At 71.0% G+C, this 14,552-nt stretch carries 12 protein-coding genes; all 12 read left to right on the top strand.

Annotated features, from left to right (window positions below; translation table 11 throughout):
- The first annotated feature begins 36 nt into the window (after nt 1-36).
- The 12 genes from purL to gspD all read left to right on the top strand — a co-directional run bounded on the left by purL (nt 37) and on the right by gspD (nt 14,551).
- Entirely contained in the window at nt 37-3,891 is a 3,855-nt protein-coding gene (purL, locus tag ACOQFR_RS04510; RefSeq protein ID WP_421379001.1) for a phosphoribosylformylglycinamidine synthase, read from the top strand.
- 125 nt (nt 3,892-4,016) lie between these two features.
- The gene (gene gspE, locus ACOQFR_RS04515) at nt 4,017-5,717 is read left to right on the top strand and encodes a type II secretion system ATPase GspE (protein WP_421379158.1); all 1,701 of its coding nucleotides are present in this window, start codon (nt 4,017-4,019) and stop codon (nt 5,715-5,717) included.
- Between the two features lie 4 nt (nt 5,718-5,721).
- Nucleotides 5,722-6,933 (top strand): type II secretion system F family protein, encoded by a 1,212-nt coding sequence (locus ACOQFR_RS04520; protein ID WP_421379003.1) that lies wholly within the window; start codon nt 5,722-5,724, stop codon nt 6,931-6,933.
- Between the two features lie 9 nt (nt 6,934-6,942).
- Nucleotides 6,943-7,359 carry a type II secretion system major pseudopilin GspG gene (gspG, locus tag ACOQFR_RS04525; RefSeq protein ID WP_421379005.1) on the top strand — a complete coding sequence of 139 codons (417 nt, stop codon included), beginning with the start codon at nt 6,943-6,945 and terminating at the stop codon, nt 7,357-7,359.
- A gap of 22 nt (nt 7,360-7,381) precedes the next feature.
- Nucleotides 7,382-7,834: a type II secretion system protein XpsH gene (gene xpsH, locus ACOQFR_RS04530; protein WP_421379007.1), complete on the top strand. Its 453-nt coding sequence runs from the start codon at nt 7,382-7,384 to the stop codon at nt 7,832-7,834.
- Nucleotides 7,831-8,289, top strand: a complete 459-nt coding sequence (locus tag ACOQFR_RS04535; RefSeq protein ID WP_421379009.1) for a type IV pilus modification PilV family protein — start codon at nt 7,831-7,833, stop codon at nt 8,287-8,289. The genes xpsH and ACOQFR_RS04535 overlap by 4 nt, the downstream gene beginning before the upstream one ends.
- Complete coding sequence (locus ACOQFR_RS04540; RefSeq protein ID WP_421379011.1) at nt 8,286-8,954, top strand: prepilin-type N-terminal cleavage/methylation domain-containing protein; 669 nt, start codon at nt 8,286-8,288, stop codon at nt 8,952-8,954. The genes ACOQFR_RS04535 and ACOQFR_RS04540 overlap by 4 nt, the downstream gene beginning before the upstream one ends.
- Nucleotides 8,951-9,829, top strand: a complete 879-nt coding sequence (locus tag ACOQFR_RS04545) for a general secretion pathway protein GspK (protein ID WP_421379013.1) — start codon at nt 8,951-8,953, stop codon at nt 9,827-9,829. The genes ACOQFR_RS04540 and ACOQFR_RS04545 overlap by 4 nt, the downstream gene beginning before the upstream one ends.
- A complete protein-coding gene (locus ACOQFR_RS04550) occupies nt 9,829-11,001 on the top strand; it encodes a PilN domain-containing protein (RefSeq protein ID WP_421379015.1) in 1,173 nt (390 codons plus the stop codon). The genes ACOQFR_RS04545 and ACOQFR_RS04550 overlap by 1 nt, the downstream gene beginning before the upstream one ends.
- On the top strand, nt 10,985-11,575 hold the full coding sequence (gspM, locus tag ACOQFR_RS04555; protein ID WP_421379018.1) for a type II secretion system protein GspM: 591 nt from the start codon (nt 10,985-10,987) through the stop codon (nt 11,573-11,575). The genes ACOQFR_RS04550 and gspM overlap by 17 nt, the downstream gene beginning before the upstream one ends.
- A complete protein-coding gene (locus ACOQFR_RS04560) occupies nt 11,572-12,342 on the top strand; it encodes a hypothetical protein (protein ID WP_421379021.1) in 771 nt (256 codons plus the stop codon). Before gspM ends, ACOQFR_RS04560 begins: the two co-directional genes overlap by 4 nt.
- A gap of 4 nt (nt 12,343-12,346) precedes the next feature.
- The gene (gene gspD, locus ACOQFR_RS04565; RefSeq protein ID WP_421379023.1) at nt 12,347-14,551 is read left to right on the top strand and encodes a type II secretion system secretin GspD; all 2,205 of its coding nucleotides are present in this window, start codon (nt 12,347-12,349) and stop codon (nt 14,549-14,551) included.
- Nucleotide 14,552 lies beyond the last annotated feature (1 nt).

Genomic DNA, 14,552 nt, shown 5'->3' on the forward strand with positions numbered 1-14,552 from the left:
CAATAGGGCGTTCGTTTTCCACGGAATCGTGCGGACATGATCGTCCTCGAGGGCCTGCCGGCCCTGTCGCCCTTCCGGCGCGACCGCTTGCAAGCCCGCCTGCAGCAGATCGTCGACGGCCTCCGGGTCACCGGGGCCTGGCACAGCTACTTCGTGCAGCCCGAATCCGGGGCCTCGCCCGACCTGACCGCGCTCGGCCGCATCCTCGAGGGCTGCACCGCGCAGGAAGCGCCGGCCGACGGCGCCACGTCCCGCTTCGTGGTGCCCCGGCTGGGCACGCTGTCGCCCTGGGCCAGCAAGGCCACTGAAATCCTGCGCGGCGCCGGACTGCCCGTGAAGCGGGTCGAGCGCGGCCTGCGCCTGGACCTGGCCGGCCTGCCTGCGGCCGATGACCCGCGTTGGCCGCGCCTGGCGCGCGCCCTGCACGATCCCATGACCCAGTCCCTGCTCGACGCGCGTGACCAGGCCGCCGGCCTGTTTGTGCGTCCGGCCCCCGGTGCGGTGGAACGCGTGCCGCTGGCCGGCCTGGACGAGGCCAACGACCGCCTGGGCCTGGCCCTGTCGCCCGACGAGATCGAGTACCTGCAGCAGCGCTACGGCGAGCTGGGCCGCGATCCCTCCGACGCCGAACTGATGATGTTCGCGCAGGCCAACTCCGAGCACTGCCGGCACAAGATCTTCAACGCCGACTGGACCATCGACGGCGAGCCGCAGCCGCTGTCGCTGTTCCGCATGATCAAGAACACCCACGCGCAGTCGCCGCAGCTCACCCTGAGCGCGTACAAGGACAACGCGGCGGTGGTCGAAGGCCATCCGGGCGCACGTTTCCGCCCGGAGACCGGCAGCCACGAATACGGCCACAGCGCGCCGCTGGATTCGGCCTTCTGCATCAAGGTCGAGACCCACAACCACCCCACCGCCATCTCGCCCTTCCCGGGCGCGGCCACCGGCGCCGGCGGCGAGATCCGCGACGAGGGCGCCACCGGCCGCGGCGGAAAGCCCAAGGCCGGCCTCAACGGGTTCTCGGTGTCGCACCTGCGCATCCCCTCGCTGCCGCGCGACTGGGAGGCGGCGCGTCCGCTGAACCCGCGCATGGCCACCGCGCTGGAAATCATGACCGACGGCCCGATCGGCGCCGCCGCGTTCAACAACGAGTTCGGCCGTCCCGCGCTCACCGGCTATTTCCGCAGCTTCGAACTGCCCACCGACCAGCCCGGCCTCAGCCGCGCCTACGACAAGCCCATCATGCTGGCCGGCGGCTTGGGCGCGATCGACCGCAGCCAGGTGAAGAAGCTCGACCTGCGCCCGGGCGACCACGTGGTGGTGCTCGGCGGCCCGGCGATGCTGATCGGCCTGGGCGGCGGCGCCGCGTCGTCGGTCGCGTCGGGCCAGAGTTCTGAAGACCTCGACTTCGCCTCGGTGCAGCGCGACAACCCCGAGATGCAGCGCCGCTGCCAGGAAGTGATCGACCGCTGCTACGCCCAGGGCGACCGTAACCCCATCCTCACCGCGCACGATGTTGGCGCAGGCGGGCTCAGCAACGCCATCCCCGAGCTGCTGCACGACTCCAACGTCGGCGGCGTGATCGAGATGGCGAAGATCCCCAGCGACGATCCCTCGCTGTCGCCGATGCAGCTGTGGTCCAACGAGGCGCAGGAGCGCTACGTGCTCGGCGTGGCCGCCGACCGCCTGGCCGATTTCGAAGCCCTGTGCCGGCGCGAGCGCGCGGTGTTCGCGGCCGTCGGCGTGGCCACGGCCGAAGAGCGCCTGGTGCTGAAGGCGCCGGACGGCTCGCTGCCCATCGACCTGCCGATGGACGTGCTGTTCGGCAAGTCGCCCAGGATGCACCGCGACACCCAGCGCACGCCGGCGCCGCGCTGGCCGCGGCTGGACACCGGCAAGCTGGACCTGCGCGAGGCCGGCCTGCGCGTGCTGTCGCACCCGACCGTGGCGGCGAAGAATTTCCTGGTCACCATCGGCGACCGCAGCGTCGGCGGCCTGTGTTCGCGCGACCAGATGGTGGGCCCGTGGCAGCTGCCGCTGGCCGACGTCGCCGTTACGCTGACCGACTTCAACGGCGTGGCCGGCGAAGCCATGGCCCTGGGCGAGCGCACGCCACTGGCCCTGCTGGATGCGGCCGCCTCGGCGCGCATGGCGGTGGGCGAAGCCATCACCAACCTGGCGGCGGCCGGCGTGGCCGCGCTGTCGGAGGTGAAGCTGTCGGCGAACTGGATGGCCGCGGCCTCGTTCCCGGGCGAAGACGCGCTGCTGTTCGACGCAGTCAAGGCCGTGGGCATGGAGCTGTGCCCGGACCTGGACATCAGCATCCCGGTCGGCAAGGACTCGCTGTCCATGCAGGCGCAGTGGCAGGCGCCGGAAGGCCCGCAGAAATCGGTGTCGCCGGTGTCGCTGCTGGTCACCGCGTTCGCGCGCGTGGCCGATACCGGTGCCACGCTGGTGCCGGTGCTCGACCGCGGCGTGGAGTCCGAACTCTGGCTGATCGGCCTGGGCGCCGGCGCGCGCCGCATGGGCGGCTCGATCCTGGCCCAGGTGCATTCCGCCTTCGGCGGCGCCTGCCCGGACCTGGACGAACCCGCACGCCTGCGCGATTTTTTTGCGCTCATCCAGGCCGCGCGCGCCGACAACCTGCTGCTGGCCTATCACGACCGCTCCGACGGCGGCGCCTTCGCTGCTCTCTGCGAAATGGCCTTCGCCAGCCACTGCGGCCTCGAGCTCAGCCTCGACGGCTGGGGCGACGATCCCTACACCACCCTGTTCAATGAAGAACTGGGCGCGGTGGTGCAGATCGCCGCCGAGGACCGCGCGGCCTTCGCCGACCTGGTCAACCGCCATGAGCTGACCCACTGCACCCAGCGCATCGGCAAGCCCGTCAGTGCGCCGGTGGTGCGCATCAGCGAAGGCCGCGAAGTGCTGGCCGAGTGGAGCTGGCACGAACTTTTCGAGGCCTGGTGGTCAGTGACGCACGCCATCCAGGCCCTGCGCGACGACCCCGCCGGCGCCGACGCCGAGCGCACCGCGCGCCTGGATTTCGAGGATCCCGGCCTCAGCCCGAAACTCGGTTTCGATCCGGCGCAGGACATCGCCGCGCCCTGGATCCACACCGGCGTGCGGCCTCGCGTGGCGATCCTGCGCGAGCAGGGCGTCAACGGCCAGGTCGAAATGGCGGCGGCGTTCGACCGCGCCGGCTTCACCGCGGTGGACGTGCACATGTCCGACCTGATCGCCGGTCGCGTGGCGCTTGACAGCTTCAAGGGCCTGGCGGCCTGCGGCGGCTTCAGCTATGGCGACGTGCTGGGTGCGGGCCGCGGCTGGGCCACCTCGATCCTGGAACGGCCGGACCTGCGCGAGCAGTTCGCGCGTTTCTTCGAGCGCGCCGACAGCTTCAGCCTCGGCGTCTGCAACGGCTGCCAGATGCTGGCCCAGCTCAAGGGCCTGGTGCCCGGCGCCGAGCACTGGCCGCGCTTCCTGCGCAACCGCAGCGAGCAGTACGAGGCACGGCTGGCCCAGGTGCAGGTGCAGGAATCGCCCTCGATCCTGTTCGCCGGCATGGCCGGCTCGCGCATCCCGGTGGTGGTGGCGCACGGCGAAGGCCTGGCGCGCTTCGACGCGCCCGAACATGAATCCGCCGCGCACGTTGCCCTGCGATTCGTGGACGGCCGCGGCGAGGTCACGCAGGCTTACCCCGCCAATCCCAATGGCTCGCCCAACGGCATCACCGGCCTGACCAGCCGCGACGGCCGCGCCACGCTGATGATGCCGCACCCCGAGCGGGTGTTCCGCACGCTGCAGATGAGCTGGCATCCGGCCGGCTGGGGCGAGGACTCGCCGTGGCTGCGCATCTTCCGCAACGCCCGCGCCTGGGTTGCCTGAGCCGTTCCCGGACACGATTTGAAGCTGGCTGGCGCTGGCGGCACCCCCGCAATCCTGAACCCCGCGGGCGGGCAGACCTGCTAAATTCCGGGCTCCCCGACCCGGAGCCCGGCGTGGCCGCAACGATGCAGGAAATCCCGGAGACCGCCGACTCGCGCATTGCCGCGGCGCTGGCGGCGCGCGGCCGGCTCAAGGACAGCGACCTGGCCAAGGCCCAGCGCCTGCAGGCCGAAGCCGGCGGCTCGCTGGCCGCGCTGCTGGTGCGCCTGGGCATGGTGTCCGAGCGCGACATGGCCGAGTCCGCCGCCGACGTGATGGGCGTGCCGCTGCTGTCGGCCAAGGATTGCCCCGATGTGCCGCCGCCCGGCGTGGCGCTGTCGCTGCGCTTCCTCAAGCAGCTGGCGGTGTGCCCGGTGGGCGAGGGCGAGGATCATGTGGACCTGCTGGTGGCCGATCCGCAGGATCCCTACGCCGCCGAGGCCGTGGCGCTGGCCACCGGCCGCGAGGTGCGGGTGAAGGTGGGCCTGCGCGCCGAAATCGCCGACCTGATCGAGCGCTACTACGGCTCGGGCCGTTCCGCGATGGGCACCATCGTCGAGAACCTGGGCGACGACGCCAGCGGCGACGAGGCCGACGTCGAGCAGCTGCGCGACCTGGCCTCGGAAGCGCCGGTGATCCGGCTGGTGAACCTGGTGATCCAGCGCGCGGTCGAGCTGCGCGCTTCCGACATCCACATCGAGCCCTTCGAGAACCGCCTGAAGGTGCGCTACCGCGTGGACGGCGTGCTGGAGGAATCCGAGTCCCCGCCCGCCAACCTCACCGCCGCGGTGATCTCGCGCATCAAGATCATGGCCAAGCTCAACATCGCCGAGCGCCGGCTGCCGCAGGACGGCCGCATCATGGTGCGCGTGCAGGGCAAGGAGCTCGACCTGCGCGTGAGCACGGTGCCCACCGCGCACGGGGAGAGCGTGGTGATGCGCCTGCTCGACCGCGAGTCGGTGGTGCTGGACTTCAAGGCGCTGGGTTTCACCGACGAATTCCTGGCCGACTTCACCCAGGTGCTTGAACAGCCGCACGGCATCCTGCTGGTCACCGGCCCCACCGGCTCGGGCAAGACCACCACGCTGTATGCCGCGCTGAGCAAGCTCAACACGCCCGACGTGAAGATCATCACCGTCGAGGACCCGGTCGAATACCAGATCGAGGGCATCAACCAGATCCAGGCCAAGCCGCAGATCGGCCTGGACTTTGCGCACGCGCTGCGCAGCATCGTGCGCCAGGACCCGGACATCATCATGATCGGCGAAATGCGCGACCTGGAAACCTCGCGCATCGCCATCCAGTCCGCGCTCACCGGCCACCTGGTGCTGAGCACCCTGCACACCAACAACGCCGCCGGCGGCATCACCCGCATGATGGACATGGGCGTGGAGGACTACCTGCTGACCTCCACCGTGAACGGCATCCTGGCCCAGCGCCTGGTGCGCCGCATCGAGCCCACGCACATGGAGAAGTACGAGGCCCTTCCCGAGGTGATCGAGGAATTCGGCCTGCGCCGCTTCCAGCCCGAGGGCACGATCCACCTGTATCGCCCGAAGCCGTCCGCGCTCACGCCCACCGGCTACCTGGGCCGGACCACCATCATGGAATTCCTGGTGATGGACGACGGCCTGCGCCGCCTGGTGATGAAGCACGCCGGCATGGGCGAGCTGGAAGAGGCCGCGCGCGCCGCCGGCATGCGCACCATGTACGAAGACGGCCTGCTCAAGGCCATGCAGGGCCTGACCACCATCGAGGAAGTCCTGCGCGTGACGCAGGACGCCTAGGCCCATGGCGATGTTCCGCTACAAGGCGCTGTCGGCCGCCGGCGAGAACCTCGACGGCCAGATGGAGGCGGCCAGCGCCGAGGAAGTGATCGTGCGCCTGCAGGACCAGGGCCACCTGCCGGTCGAGGCCAGGCGCGCCGACGAAGCGGGCGGGGAAGGGCTGTCCACGCTGTTCAAGCGCAAGCAGTTCACCTCGGCGCAGATCCTGCAGTTCACCCAGCAACTGGCCACGCTGCTGGGTGCGGGTCAGCCGCTGGATCGTGCGCTGGGCATCCTGCTCGAACTGCCGGCCACGCCCGAGGCGCGCCGCGTGGTCGAGCGCATCCGCGAGTCGGTGCGCGGCGGCACGCCCCTGTCCACCGCGATGGAGCAGCAGCACGGCCTGTTCTCGCGCCTGTACGTGAACCTGGTGCGCGCCGGCGAGGCCGGCGCCAGTCTGCACGAAAGCCTGCGCCGGCTGGCGGATTACCTCGAGCGCAGCGCCGCGCTGCGCGGTCGCGTGATCAATGCGCTGATCTACCCGGCCATCCTGATGAGCCTGGTGGTCGGCTCGGTGGCCTTCCTGCTGGCGGTGGTGGTGCCGCAGTTCCAGTCGCTGTTCGAATCCATGAACGCCGAACTGCCCTGGTACTCGGTGCTGGTGCTGGAGGCCAGCCTGTTCATCCGCGGCTGGTGGTGGGCGATCGTGCCGGCGCTGCTGGGCCTGCTGGCCTGGGGCTACTGGCGCTTCACCCAGCCCGCGGTGCGTCGTGCGATCGATGCGCGCCTGCTGCGGATGCGCTTCGTGGCCGACCTGGTGGCCAAGCTCGACACCGCCCGCCTCACCCGCACCCTGGGCACCCTGGTGCGCAACGGCGTGCCCCTGCTCACGGCGATGAACCTCGCGCGCCCGGTGCTGTCCAACCGGGTGCTGGCCGAGGCGGTGGAAGCCGCGGCCGACGAGGTCAAGACCGGCAGCGGCCTGGGCTATGCGCTGGGCCGGCAGAAACTCTTCCCGCGCCTGGCGGTGCAGATGGTGCAGGTGGGCGAGGAGTCGGGCGAGCTCGACGGCATGCTGCTCAAGGTGGCCGACACCTTCGACCAGGAAACCGGCAATGCGCTCGACCGGTTGCTGGCTGCGCTGGTGCCCCTGCTCACCCTGGTCATGACCGTGATCATCGGCGGCATCATGCTTTCCGTGCTGCTGCCCATCTACAACCTCACCAACCAGCTATAGGCCCCCGACATGCGACGCATCCCCCAGCTCCACGCCCGCGCCCGCGGCTTCAGCCTGATCGAGATCATCATCGTCATCGTGCTGATCGGCACGGTGATGGCCCTCATCACCCGCAGCGTGATGGGCGGCTCCGACCGCGGCAACGTCAAGATCACCGAAACCCAGCTCAGCGTGCTGGCCGGCAAGGTCGACCAGTTCCGCATGGACACCGGCAAGCTGCCCGAGTCGCTGGACCAGCTGGCCACCTCGCCGGGCATGCCCGGCTGGCTCGGCCCGTATGCCACCGCCGACGAACTCAAGGATCCCTGGGGCGCGCCGATCGAGTTCAAGCGTCCGGGCGCGAACGGCCCCTACGAGCTGGTGAGCCTGGGCGCGGATTCGGCGCCCGGCGGCGACAGCGTGGACGCCGACATCCGCAAGCCCTGACCGGCCGCGCCTGGCGCCCGTGATGACCCGCCCCCGCGGTTTTTCCCTGATCGAACTGGTGGTGGTGCTGGTGCTGGTGGCCACGCTGGCCGGCCTGGCCGCGGCGGTGATCGGGCAGGCCTTGCCGGGCCGCCAGCTGCGCAGCACCGCCGCCCAGGTGGCGGGCGACCTGCGGTTCACCCGGGCCCAGGCCATCGCCACCGGCCAGGCGCAGGAGTTCACGCTCGATGTGGCCGGCAAGCGCTGGACGGGCGCTGGAAAACGCCAGGGCGACGTGCCGGCCGACATCGACCTGGACGTCACCACCGCACGCGACCCGCAGTCGGAATCCGAGGTCGCCATCGTGCGTTTTTTCCCGGACGGCGCGGCCACCGGGGGTCGCATCGTGTTGCGCTACGACGAGGCCGCTTGGCGCGTGGACGTGGCCTGGCTCACGGGCGAGGTAAGGCTGACCCGCGGGGCCGGGCAGCCATGAAACACCAGCGCGGCTTCAGCCTGATCGAAGTGATCCTGGCCTTCAGCCTGCTGGCCGCGACCCTGGGCATCCTGATCGCCATCCTCAGCGGTGGCCTGGCCCAGGTGAAGAATGCCGGCGACGCGACCGAAGCCGCGCTGCACGCGCAGTCGCTGCTCGACGAACTCGGCGTGCTCGAACCGATCGAACCCGGGTCCGCCGGCGGCCAGCTCGATCGTGGCCGCTACCGCTGGCAGCGCGTGATCACCGAAGTGGAGGATCCGGCGCCGGTGACGCTGCCGCCCAACGAGGCCGGGGCAACGCCGGTGGAATCGGTCGGCCGCCAGTTCAACGACCCGGTGGTGTACCGGATCGAGCTGGACCTGAGCTGGGGCGAAGGCGACTATGCGCGCAGCCTGCGCTTCACCACGCTGCGGGTGCGCATCCCCGAAAATCCCGTGGGCCTGGTGCCATGAGCCGGGCGCGCGGGTTCAGCCTGATCGAAGTGCTGCTGGCCACGGTGCTGCTGGCCGCGGGCATGGCCCTGGCGTTCTCCACGCTGAGCAATGCCACCGTCGCCACCGAGCGTGCCGAGGCCCTGGCCCAGCGCAATGAACGCCTGCGCGCGGTGCAGGCCTTCCTGCGGCGGCAGCTTGAGAACGCACTGCCGCTGCCCTACGAGTTCATCGAGGGCACGGGCGAGGCCACCGTGTTCGAGTGCGAAGGCGACACGCTGCGCCTGGTCGCGCCGATGCCGGGCTATCTCTCGCGCGGTGGACCCTACCTGCAGACTTTCCGGCTGGTGCGCGGCGCCGACGGCCTGCGGCTGGAGTTCGAGCACCAGCTGATGACGCCCGACGGCCCGATCGACAGCGAGCGCGAACCCGAGATCCTGCTCGAGGGCATCGCCGAGGGGGAGTTCCAGGTGCGCACGCTGGAGGACGACGGCGAACCCGGCGAATGGCGCAACCGCTGGGACCGACCCGCGCAGATACCCCGCCTGGTGCAGCTGCAGCTGCGCCTGCGCGATGAGCGCGCGCACTGGCCGACCCTGGTGGCGGCGCCGCGCCTGGGGCTGTTCCCGCTGCCGTCGGCGATACCGCCCAACGGCGGTGACCTCATCCCGGGTGAACAGCCGTGAACGCACGCCGCGGCGCCGCGCTGCTGCTGGTGCTCTGGGTGCTGCTGCTGCTGGCGGGGCTGGTGGCCGTGTTCGCGCTCACCGCGCGCACCGAAGCGCTGCAGGGCAGTGCGCTGCGCAACAACCTGGGCAGCCGCCTGGCCGCCGACGCCGGCGTGGAGATCGCCGCGCTGCGCCTCTCGGCCGCCGACCCGGCGGCGCGCTGGATGCCCGATTCGCGCCTGAACAAGTTCGCCTTCGACGACTACACCGTGGACGTGCGCATCCAGGACGAGGCCGGCAAGTTCGACCTCAATGCCTCCGATGCCAACGACCTGGCCAACCTGCTGATGGTGCTGGGCGTGGAGGAGGAGCGCGCGCGCCCGCTGGCGGGTGCCATCCAGGACTGGCGCGACAGCGACAGCCTGCTGGCTGTCACCGGCGGCGCCGAAGACCGCGATTACGAAGCGGCGCAGCGTCCCTACGGCGCCAAGGACCAGCCGTTTGCCACGCTGTCGGAACTGCAGCAGGTGCTGGGCATGGACGAGGCCACGTATCGCCTGATGGTGCCGCATGTCACCATCTTCACCGCCCAGCCGCGGCCGGACGTGAGCTTCGCGCAGATGCCGGTGCTGCAGGCGCTGGGCCTGGGCGCCGACCAGGCCAGCCTGCTGGTCTCGCTGCGGGAAGCCTGGCGGCCCGGCCTGCCGCCGCCGCTGATGCCCGACGGGAGCGCCCTCGCCGTGGTCGGGTCGGGAACGTATAGTGTGGCCAGCCGCGCCACCCGTCCGGACGGCACCAGCGTCGAGGTCCACGCCACGCTGCGCATCGGCGCAGGCGCGGGGCTCGGCCAACTGTATGCCCCCTTGGCCTGGCGGACGGGAGACCCTGACTGATGCCCGCCGCCGACCGCTACGCCACCGTGCTCGACCCCTTGCGAATGCGCTACGCCCGCAGCCCGTTGCCGGCGTGGCTGGCCGACGCGCGTGTGGCCCTGCTGTCGCTGCTGCCGGCGCGCTGGCGCGCGCTGGTGGAAGGCGACGACCAGCGCCTGTGCCTGCGCCGCCAGGGCGACGAGGTGGAGCTGCTGGCCGCCGCCGCCCGCGGCGATACCGTGCTGGGCCGCCTTCCGCTGGACGATGAGACGGCGCTGGATACCGCGCGCCAGCGCCTGGACGACAGCGCCACGCCGCGCTGGCTGCTGCTGCCCGCCTCGCTGGTGCTGCGTCGCCGCCTGCTGCTGCCCGTGGCCGCCGAGGCGCGGTTGCGCGAAGTGCTCGCGTTCGAGCTGGATCGGCAGACGCCCTTCTCGGCCGACCAGGTCAGCTACCAGGGCCGCATCCTGGCGCGCGACGCCAACGGCCAGCAGCTGCACGTCGAGCTGCTCGTGCTGCCGCGTGCCCGGCTCGAGGCCGAGCTTCAGGCCCTGGGCCCGATGGCGGATGGCTTGGCCGGCGTGGACGTGGAAGAACCCGATGGCCGCCGGCTGGGCCTGAACCTGCTGCCCGATGCCGACCGCGATGCCCGCATGGATCCGGCTGCCCGGCTCAACCGCATCCTGGCGGTGGTGGCCGTGGCCTGCCTGCTGGGCACGCTGCTGCTCACCCTGCACAACCGCGATGCGCGGCTGGACGCCCTGCGCGCGCAGGTGGAGGCCGCCAACCAGGAAGCGCGCCAGGCGCGGCAGGTGCGCAACCAGCTGGAAGTATCGGTGCAGGCTGCGAACTTCCTCGCCACCACGCGCGCGGGTCGGCCGACCATGGTCGAGGCCCTGGACGAACTCACGCGGCGCATTCCCGACGACACCGTGCTCGACAAGCTGGCCATCACGGGGTCCAACGTGGTGATGGTCGGGCAGAGCCGCGACGCCGCCGGACTGGTTCCGCTGCTGCAGGCTTCGCGCCTGGTGTCCGAACCTGCGCTGTCGGGATCGGTGCAGGCCGATGCGCGCGGTGGCGCCGACCGCTTCACCCTGACGCTGAACCTGGTGCAGCCCACCGCACCGGCGCCAGCGGCAACGCCGACGTCAACGTCGACCACGGAGGCCGCCGATGCGCCGCGTCCCTGACCGCGCCCGCGTGCTGGGCGGCGTGGCCCTGGCCCTGGGCCTGGCCTACCTGCTGCTGGTGCACTGGTGGTGGACCGCCCCCATGCTGGCCATGGGCAAGCAGATCGCCACGCTGCGCGACCAGGAACTGGCGCTGCGGATGGAAATCGCCCAGCGGCCCCAGCTCGAGCTGGAGTTGGCGCGCGTGCGCGAGTTCGAGGCCACCAATGCCGGCTTCCTGCCCGAGACCAACCGCCAGTTGGCCACCGCGGCCCTGGTGCAGCGGCTGGAGTCGGTGCTCAGCGCCGCCAGCCCGCAGCCCGGCCGCTGCCAGATCGCCGCACGCACGCCGGCGGAATCGCGCAGCGAGGAACCCTTCGTGCGCGCCACGGTGCAGGTGCGCCTGAAGTGCGGCATGGCCGAGCTCGCGGCCGTGCTGTACGCACTGGAAAGCGGCAGCCCGCAGCTGTTCGTCGACAACCTGGACCTGATCTCGCGCCGCAGCTACCTGGGCACCGGCCTGGAAGGCGGCGTGGTGGACGTCAACTTCGACCTCTACGGCTACATCAAGACCCCGGCCGAGGTGGCGCCATGATCCCGGCGCTGCGACCCGGCGGCGCCCTGCTGGCCGCGCTGGCGCTGTGGTCGCTGGCGCTGCTGCTGCTGGCCGGGGCGGGACTGGGCGGTCGGGTCGGAACGCACCCGGACAATCCGGCCCTGATGCCCGCACTGCCCGTGGTCAAGCTCGACCGCGCCGGCAGCCGCCTCGGCCCCGCCACGGATTACCAGGAAATCGCCGCGCGCCCGCTGCTCAGCGGCGACCGCCGTCCCGCGCCCGTGGCCATTGCCGGCACCGACAGCGACAAGCCGCTGGAAGCCAACCTGACCAGCGTTCTGATCAGCGGCGACTTCAAGATGGCGATCCTGCAGGGCAAGGAAGACGGCATCAGCCGGCGCGTGCGCCTGGGCGACGTGATGGAAGGCAGCGCCTGGCGCCTGGTCGACCTGCAGCCGCGGCGCGCAGTGCTGGAAGGACCCCAGGGCCGGGTGGAACTGGACCTGCGCGTGTTCGACGGGCAGGGCGGCGCGGCCCCGACGCCGCTGGCTACGGTGCCGGTTGCGCAGGCACCCGCCGCGCCGGGTAACGGGGCCCCGGCCGCAACGCCCGCCCCGCCTGGCGCCAACGCGTCGACCGGGGCGGCCGGCCCGGCCGCCACCGCCGATGCCAACACCGCACCCGTCACGCCGGAACAGCAGGTGGAAGCCATCCGCCGCCGCATCGAGGCACGGCGCGCGATGCGCGCGGCCCAGGCCGAACAGGACCAGGTGCCGCCAGCGGCGCCTCAACAGCAGGTACAGTGATCCGATGAAGAAACTATCGTCCTTGGCGCCCGCGCTGGGCCTGGCCCTCCTGGTCTTCCTCAGCGGCTGCGCGACCATGCCTTCGCCCGACATCCGTCGCGGCGACGATCCCCTGGCAGGCACCACCCCGCCGCTGCCGGGCCCCACCGCGGCCGAACAGGAAGCCGAACGCGCCTCCGCGGCGGCGTCGGCCGACGCCAGCCGGTCGCAGCTGACGCCGGGCACCGGCGCGGTGATCAACCAGCGCGCGGCGTCCGCGCCCGCGCCCTCGCTGGACATGCCGGGCGAGGCGACCTTCAACTTCGAAGGCGAGTCGGTGCACGCGGTGGTCAAGGCCATCCTGGGCGACCTGCTTCAGCAGAACTACGTGATCGCGCCGCAGGTGCAGGGCCAGGTGACGCTTGCCACGCCGCGCCCGGTGAATGCCGCCCAGGCCCTGAGCCTGCTCGAGATGGTGCTGGGTTGGAACAACGCCCGCCTGGTCTGGTCCGACGGCCGCTACAGCGTGCTGCCCGCCGACCAGGCCATCGCCGGCAACCTGTCGCCGCGCACCGGCAGCGCCTCCAACGCGCGTGGCTTCGAGGTGCGGGCGGTGCCGCTGCAGTTCATTTCGGCCACCGAGATGAAGAAGGTGCTCGAACCCTACGCGCGCGCCAACGCCGTGGTCAGCACCGACAATTCGCGCAACCTCATCGTCATCGGCGGCACCCGCAGCGAGCTGCAGAACTACCTGCGCACCATCGAGATCTTCGACGTGGACTGGCTGTCGGGCATGTCGGTGGGCGTGTTCCCGCTGCAGTCGGGCGAGGCCAGCCGGATCGTGGACGAGCTCAACGCCGTGTTCGGCGAGCAGGGCAGCACGCCGGTGTCGGGCATGTTCCGGTTCATGCCGCTGGAGGGGCAGAACGCAGTGATGGTGATCACGCCGCAGGCCAAGTACCTGCGCGAGGCCGAGAAGTGGATCGAGCGCCTGGACGCCGGCGGCGGCGAAGGCGCGCGGCTGTACACCTACGAAGTGCTGTACATGAAAGCTCCCGACCTGGCCGACCAGCTGAGCAATGTCTTTGGCGGGGGTGGTGGTGGCGCCACGCGCCAGACGGAGGGTCCGGCGTCGCTGATGCCCGGCCTGGAGCCGGTGCAGATCCGCTCGATCTCCGACCCAGCGCCGGATGCGGCCGACCCCAAGGCGCGCGCCGAATCCAACCAGGCCGCCGCGGCGGCGTCCGCGTCCGCGTCCCGCGATGGGCGTGCGGTGGACGGTGGCGTTTCGATCGGTGCGGGCGACGATGTCTCGATCAGCTCGGTCGAGGAGAGCAACGCCCTGCTGGTGCGCGCGACCCCGCAACAGTGGGAGTCGATCCGTCGCACCATCGAGAAGCTCGACGTCATGCCGCTGCAGGTCCACATCGAGGCCCAGGTGGTCGAGGTCGATCTGCGCGGCGAACTGGCCTACGGCGTCAACTGGTTCTTCGAGAACGCCGTCGTCGATCTGGCCGAGCTTCCGTCGGCAGCGGGTCGTACGATCTGGGGCGATATCGCCGGCAACGTCGGCGAGGACGGCCTGGGCTGGACCTTCCTGGGCCGCAATGCCGCCGCCGTGGTGAGCGCGCTGGACGAAGCGTCCAACGTACGCATCCTGTCCACGCCTTCGGTGGTGGTGCGGAACAATGCCGAAGCCAAGCTCGACGTGGGCACCAAGATTCCCGTCAACAGCACCAGCTTCAATCCCATCGACGGCGGCGGTACCCCCGGCAACGGCACCTTCACGCAGACCCAGTACCTCGACACCGGCGTCATCCTGACGGTGACCCCGCGCATCAGCCGCGACGGCACTGTGTTCATGGAGATCGAGCAGGAAGTGAGTTCTCCGGGAGATACGCCCGACCAGAACGGCAACCTGCCGATCAACAAGCGGCTGCTCAATACCGAGGCCGCGATCCAGAGCGGCGAGACGGTGATGCTGGCGGGCCTGATCTCCGACAGCACGCTGGACGGTAGTTCCGGCCTGCCGGGCCTGAGCCGCTTGCCGGTGGTCGGCGGGCTGTTCGGCCGCAAGACGCAGAGCAAGATCCGCACCGAAGTCATCGTGCTTGTCACGCCGCGCGTGATCCGCGACCCGGGCGAGGCGCGTCGCCTCACCGACGAATACGGCGAGCGCTTCCGCGCGCTGGATCCGATCCGCGCCAAGCCGGAAACCGACCCACGCTGAC

Source organism: Arenimonas sp. MALMAid1274, from assembly GCF_049195245.1.
Lineage (GTDB): Bacteria > Pseudomonadota > Gammaproteobacteria > Xanthomonadales > Xanthomonadaceae > Arenimonas.

Bases quoted from the DNA above. Each gene is read 5' to 3' on its own strand.
- purL (WP_421379001.1), top strand. From the start codon at position 37: ATGATCGTCCTCGAGGGCCTGCCGGCCCTGTCGCCCTTCCGGCGCGAC.
- gspE (WP_421379158.1), top strand. From the start codon at position 4,017: ATGCAGGAAATCCCGGAGACCGCCGACTCGCGCATTGCCGCGGCGCTG.
- ACOQFR_RS04520 (WP_421379003.1), top strand. From the start codon at position 5,722: ATGGCGATGTTCCGCTACAAGGCGCTGTCGGCCGCCGGCGAGAACCTC.
- gspG (WP_421379005.1), top strand. From the start codon at position 6,943: ATGCGACGCATCCCCCAGCTCCACGCCCGCGCCCGCGGCTTCAGCCTG.
- xpsH (WP_421379007.1), top strand. From the start codon at position 7,382: ATGACCCGCCCCCGCGGTTTTTCCCTGATCGAACTGGTGGTGGTGCTG.
- ACOQFR_RS04535 (WP_421379009.1), top strand. From the start codon at position 7,831: ATGAAACACCAGCGCGGCTTCAGCCTGATCGAAGTGATCCTGGCCTTC.
- ACOQFR_RS04540 (WP_421379011.1), top strand. From the start codon at position 8,286: ATGAGCCGGGCGCGCGGGTTCAGCCTGATCGAAGTGCTGCTGGCCACG.
- ACOQFR_RS04550 (WP_421379015.1), top strand. From the start codon at position 9,829: ATGCCCGCCGCCGACCGCTACGCCACCGTGCTCGACCCCTTGCGAATG.
- gspM (WP_421379018.1), top strand. From the start codon at position 10,985: ATGCGCCGCGTCCCTGACCGCGCCCGCGTGCTGGGCGGCGTGGCCCTG.
- ACOQFR_RS04560 (WP_421379021.1), top strand. From the start codon at position 11,572: ATGATCCCGGCGCTGCGACCCGGCGGCGCCCTGCTGGCCGCGCTGGCG.
- gspD (WP_421379023.1), top strand. From the start codon at position 12,347: ATGAAGAAACTATCGTCCTTGGCGCCCGCGCTGGGCCTGGCCCTCCTG.